This is a genomic window from Chitinophaga silvisoli, from assembly GCF_003412465.1.
Classification (GTDB): domain Bacteria; phylum Bacteroidota; class Bacteroidia; order Chitinophagales; family Chitinophagaceae; genus Chitinophaga; species Chitinophaga silvisoli.
Map to the genome: position 1 here is coordinate 1 of NZ_QTJV01000046.1, position 5,159 is coordinate 5,159.

The window sequence follows — 5,159 nt, forward strand, 5'->3', positions numbered from 1 at the left end:
AACAACTGGAAGAAGAACTGAGGCAAAGATAATGTCTCTGGTGACGGGTTCATAGATGCCGAGAACCGAATCATTACATAGCTAGTTAATGTTTTAAACTTTATAAAGTTGATCTAATCTCACTTTTAGTGCTGCCATCTGGTTTATTTTTCACAACACATTCTGCGTAATATTCCAAAATTTGCTTTAAACTTATGATATGGTATGTATGCAGTGCCTCCCAAAATATGCTCCATTTATTTTTATAGATAACTCTTAGATTTGCTATCTAAACTATGAAAAGAAACTATGATTACTCAAGAGTTGGTAAATCGTATTTTGGTTGAAATAGATGCCCTGGAATCTGATTTTCAACAACATAAAGGATCAATATTAACTGAAGGAGATTTAAAATGTCAGCTATTTTCCAGACTGCAGTCGATTATACCTCCTCCTTCCGCTACTATGAATCCAGAGATAACAGGTACTTCTCTACACTCAGAAGTTTCTTTTTTTGACGGAAATAATAAGTTAACAATGCTTCCTGACATAACTATTCTGCATCCTAAAAACTTAAGTATTCTGCATTCAACTGAGGTATCTATCTCTTCTGAAGGCATTAGGTATGAAGAGTACCCGACAAAGAAATATACGTTTGGGGGAGATACGATAATTATCGAGCTGAAATTTTGCAGAAATGAAGCAGGATTAAAAGCGTCTGATATCCGCCGTTTTAAGAAAGATATTGAGAAAATAATTATGCTCCAAAATCTTTCTTCAGAGAGAACGTATGGTAGATCAAAAATACATGGGATATTCGTAGTGTTCAATAAAACAAATATCGGTAAGTCAACATTTGAAAGCATGCATGTCAATTACAATAGTCGTGAAAGACTTCACGTATTGTACAAAACAGGAGGCGTAAATTTCATTAATGTCAATCCATTACAGCCTAGGTTATAAAATTGGTGATTTGGGTAAGAGGAAAATAGAATTCCAGAAAGAATGCTCATACAAATAGCTAAAATTTTTCTGACTTTCATTTTAGCATGCTTCGGTAGTTAAAAATGCGATACACTCTTAATTCATTAACATTGGGTTAACTCTTTTTATTTTATAAATCATTAATATGCAATCTATAACATGAATGCATGCTGTTTTCTATTTTAACTATCGTATATAATTTTTTATACCTCAAAAAAATTGAGGAGGGTTGTCTTGTAGAGTAATTCGGGACAATAATTAACATATATGTACGAAAACGACATGCGTTAAAATCTGTACCATGATCTCAAAAATCGATATTTTAAAATTTGGACTTTTCAGTGAATATGAGTGGAACAAATCTATAGGTAAAGAAGAGTCTTTTCGAAGACTAAATATTATTTATGGCAGAAATTATTCGGGGAAAACCACACTTTCAAGAATTATGAAGTGTGTAGAACAAAATAAGCTGCATAAAGACTATAATAACGGTAATTTTAAATTAACTCTTGCTGATAATAGTAATATTAAACACAATACCTTAGACAGTTTCCCCGGTAGGATGAGAGTTTATAATACCGATTTCATAAGAGAAAATCTAAGTTGGCTGCATAAAGAAGATGGCTCAATCGTACCATTTACGATTCTAGGCGCTAAAAATATTGAACTGGAAGCTCGGATTTCTGAAATTAATTCCCTTTTAGGCAATATGGAAGATAAAAATGGATTATTACATGAATATAATGATGTTAAAAAACTAATTGAGGATAATCGGAAGTTATCAGAATTAAAAAATAGGAGTATTGACGATAAGCTGAGAAATAAAGCCAACGACCATATAAAAATTGATAAATCTTTGTTCATTGGAACGGCGGCAAAAAAAAATTATACTATTACTGATATCGTATCCGAAATTGATCTGATTAAGGCAGATATTAACAAGCATATTTTACCTACTCAGAGAGTTAAAGAGCTTACTAATTCCCTTAATGAAATTAACCTGCCAGATATCATTCCATTAAGAGAAGTTAAGCCTGGCTTTACGGAAGCAGTAAGCGATACAACAGAGTTATTGAGTAGAAAGATAAAACCGACCAAAGTAATGACTGACCTAATCGAAGATAGTTTATTACAAGAATGGGTTAGACAAGGTATTGTTATACATAATGGAATTAAAGAAACATGCGGGTTTTGTGGCAGCCCAATTCCACTAGATCTTTGGGACAAATTGGCTGTCCATTTCAACCAAGAATCAGAAGCATTAAGAACAGAAATTGTTGAAAAAATATCTCGCCTAAAAACAGCACAAAATAATTTATCATCATTCATTACACTTGATAGAAATTCATTTTATCAAAGCTTACAAGGGAATTTTGAACAATTGAATAATGAATGGACAGATTTAATTAATTTATACAAACTTAGAATAGATACTCTTGTTGATCATCTGAAAAAAAGAGAAGAAAACATTTTTCAAAATTTTACACTCCCAGAACTAAATGATTATTCTGATAGAATTTATGAACATATATTGAAGTTTAACGCATTAGTAAAAGAGCATAATATTAAAACTACTACATTAGTTAAAGATCAGATGGTTACTCGTGAACTGTTGCGATATTCTAATATTGCACAATTCATTAAGGATATTGATTTTAATTCATTAAAAGATGAGGTTCAAGATTTAGAAAATAAGCGTAAGGAATTGGATAGTGCTAAATTGCCATTACAAGATAAGATTGATGCATTAATGGAGGAAAAGAGAAAATTAGAAACTGAGATGAAAGACGAAAGTAAAGGTGCCGAACTTATTAACCAATATTTATCACACTTTTTTGGTCATAATGAACTAAAACTTGTAGCTGAAGGCGAAGCTCCAAAAATGTCCTTTTCAATTAAAAGAGATAATTTTCCAGCAAATAATCTAAGTGAAGGAGAATGCAGTTTAATATCTTTTTGCTATTTTATTGCAAAAATTGAAGATGAGTTAACGGATGAGTCAATAAGTAAAAATATGATTATTTACATTGATGATCCAATTTCAAGTTTGGATTATAATCATATTTTTTTCATGTTTAGCTTAATTGAAAATGTAATTGCAAAACCACAGAAATATGGCCAGCTATTCATATCTACTCACAACTTAGATTTTCTAAAATATTTAAAGCAATTAACTTATCCAAAATATAAACCACAACCAACTAGTAAGGATAAGGCTGATCATAATTATTTCATGATTGAACGGCAAAATAAAACCTTTTCAATAATAAGAAAATCGCCTGATTATATGAAGGAATATGTGACAGAGTTTAATTATTTATTTCATCAAATATATAATTGTTCTATTTTACCAGAGAATGATATTGCAATGCAACAACAATTTAACTTTGGAAATAATCTCCGCAAATTTTTAGAGGCATATACATTTTACAAGTATCCCAGTAATAAAATAGCTTTTTCCCAACGATTAGAGAAATTTTTTGAAGGTGATAGAATATCAATGACATTGGTATTTAGAATGATAAATGAATATTCTCATTTGGAAAATCAATTTGATAGATCTATGATACCAATTGAAATAGGTGAGATTTCAAAAATTGCTAAAGTAGTCATTGAAAAGATTAAGCAAACTGATCTTCATCAATATAATTCTTTAATGGAAAGTATCAATTGATGTAATTACAGTGAGGTAATAAAAACCTATTGTCAATAAGGCTTTATGAAACAAGACTAGGTAGAGGAAAACAAAACTGGAGTAAATTTTTCCTCCAGTTTGCTTAATATTTAAATAAATAAACAAAAAACGCTGGAGGTAGTACCTCCAGCGTTTCGCCATTTTTTTGTTCCCAGTAGCGGAGCATTATCGAATCGAATGGTGCAGATAATCAGTGCATTATCAGGATTTGAAGATGATGTTGACCGCGCACCTGATACGGTCCCCAAACACACAGCTGCAACTGTCCACCAACCCAAGCCTGCCCCGCAATAAATTATTAGCTTTGATAACTTGGAGCATTCGACCTATTATGGCAGCCTCTTGCTGAACGAACCGATGACCGTGTTAAATAAACTTAAGTCGGATGGATTGGGAGGCAAACGGCATGGAGGGGGTGGCAGAAGGTTTGGGCCTGTTGCTGCGTTACTCCCCAGAAGATGGTAGCACCGTTCCAGTCGATGCAGTCGTGCAGCATGTTAGCAGAAGCTGTAGGCTGTTTGTTTACAGCTATGACGGTGCCAGCCCCGGAGAGCAAGGCCAATAGGAAAAAATAACCTGATCTTTTTCATAGTGGTAAGTTTTGGGGTAGATGGAAGCAACTTTTTAACGTTCGTGAAGAAAGAATACAAAAAAATAAAGGTAGTGCGATGTTAATGAAGGGGAGTTTTTTTATTTGGCGTATCTTGTAAAATTCTGAACCAGACCAAGGTTTCTATTTTTAATGTTTATCCCGGAATTCACATATGAAAAATAACGAAGCATTTCACCGATTTTTTGCCACCTGCACCGATAAGCAGAATGATTTTTGGAAAGTTGAAACTGCATGGGATTCAATGGACTATCAGCATAAACTGATGATGTATTTAGCTCCGGAAATGTCCAAAGTCGATGACCCAGAGCAGTGGCTAGCGATACTTCAATCTAAAGCATCAGCATTTGTAGAAGATCTGCTGGAGATGAAAGAGAATGGCATGGTCAATTCCGAATTGAGTGATTCTTTTCAATTTTTTATCTGCTCGTTTTTAACACACCCCCTCACTTCCAATAGGCTTCGCTCCGCCGCTTATAACTGGCTCTGTAATTCCCTGGCCGGTAAGATATCTGAGGACCCAGCGCGAGAGTTCCAGTATGACAGATTATTACGAATGGCATCTTCTGCAGATAGTCTTATCCAATTCCTGTTTTGGAGGAGTTTTCGTTCATGGCTTGGTGACGTATTCCATTATGCCAGAAATACAGGAACGTTATTCGAATTATGTAGAAAAATTCTGGACGATCTGCTGCCTGTTATTCTCCAAAAGGCAGAAGCTGATCCATCAGAAGACCTAACAAATGCACTTTGCCAGATAAGTGCTTTCTGCAATCTTTACCATCTGGAAAACCAGGAAGCACAGGTTAACAAAGTAATGATTCGGAGCTGACCATTCCCAAATTGAATTAAAAACTACAGACTTTTGCAAAAACAATTTTATGCAAAAGA

4 protein-coding genes are annotated in these 5,159 nt (G+C 33.7%); 3 read left to right on the top strand and 1 reads right to left on the bottom strand.

Annotated elements, in window-relative coordinates; all coding sequences use genetic code 11:
- Nucleotides 1–288: 288 nt before the first annotated feature.
- Together DXN04_RS34200 and DXN04_RS34205 are read left to right on the top strand one after the other, a co-directional pair.
- Nucleotides 289–942 carry a hypothetical protein gene (locus tag DXN04_RS34200; RefSeq protein ID WP_116857914.1) on the top strand — a complete coding sequence of 218 codons (654 nt, stop codon included), beginning with the start codon at nt 289–291 and terminating at the stop codon, nt 940–942.
- A gap of 322 nt (nt 943–1,264) precedes the next feature.
- Nucleotides 1,265–3,637 carry an AAA family ATPase gene (locus DXN04_RS34205; protein ID WP_116857915.1) on the top strand — a complete coding sequence of 791 codons (2,373 nt, stop codon included), beginning with the start codon at nt 1,265–1,267 and terminating at the stop codon, nt 3,635–3,637.
- Between the two features lie 397 nt (nt 3,638–4,034).
- Here DXN04_RS34205 and DXN04_RS34210 read toward each other — a convergent pair whose 3' ends face one another.
- The gene (locus DXN04_RS34210) at nt 4,035–4,220 is read right to left on the bottom strand and encodes a hypothetical protein (RefSeq protein WP_116857916.1); all 186 of its coding nucleotides are present in this window, start codon (nt 4,218–4,220) and stop codon (nt 4,035–4,037) included.
- 202 nt (nt 4,221–4,422) lie between these two features.
- On the opposite strand from DXN04_RS34210, the gene DXN04_RS34215 reads away from it, so the two are divergent.
- Complete coding sequence (locus DXN04_RS34215) at nt 4,423–5,100, top strand: hypothetical protein (RefSeq protein ID WP_116857917.1); 678 nt, start codon at nt 4,423–4,425, stop codon at nt 5,098–5,100.
- Nucleotides 5,101–5,159 lie beyond the last annotated feature (59 nt).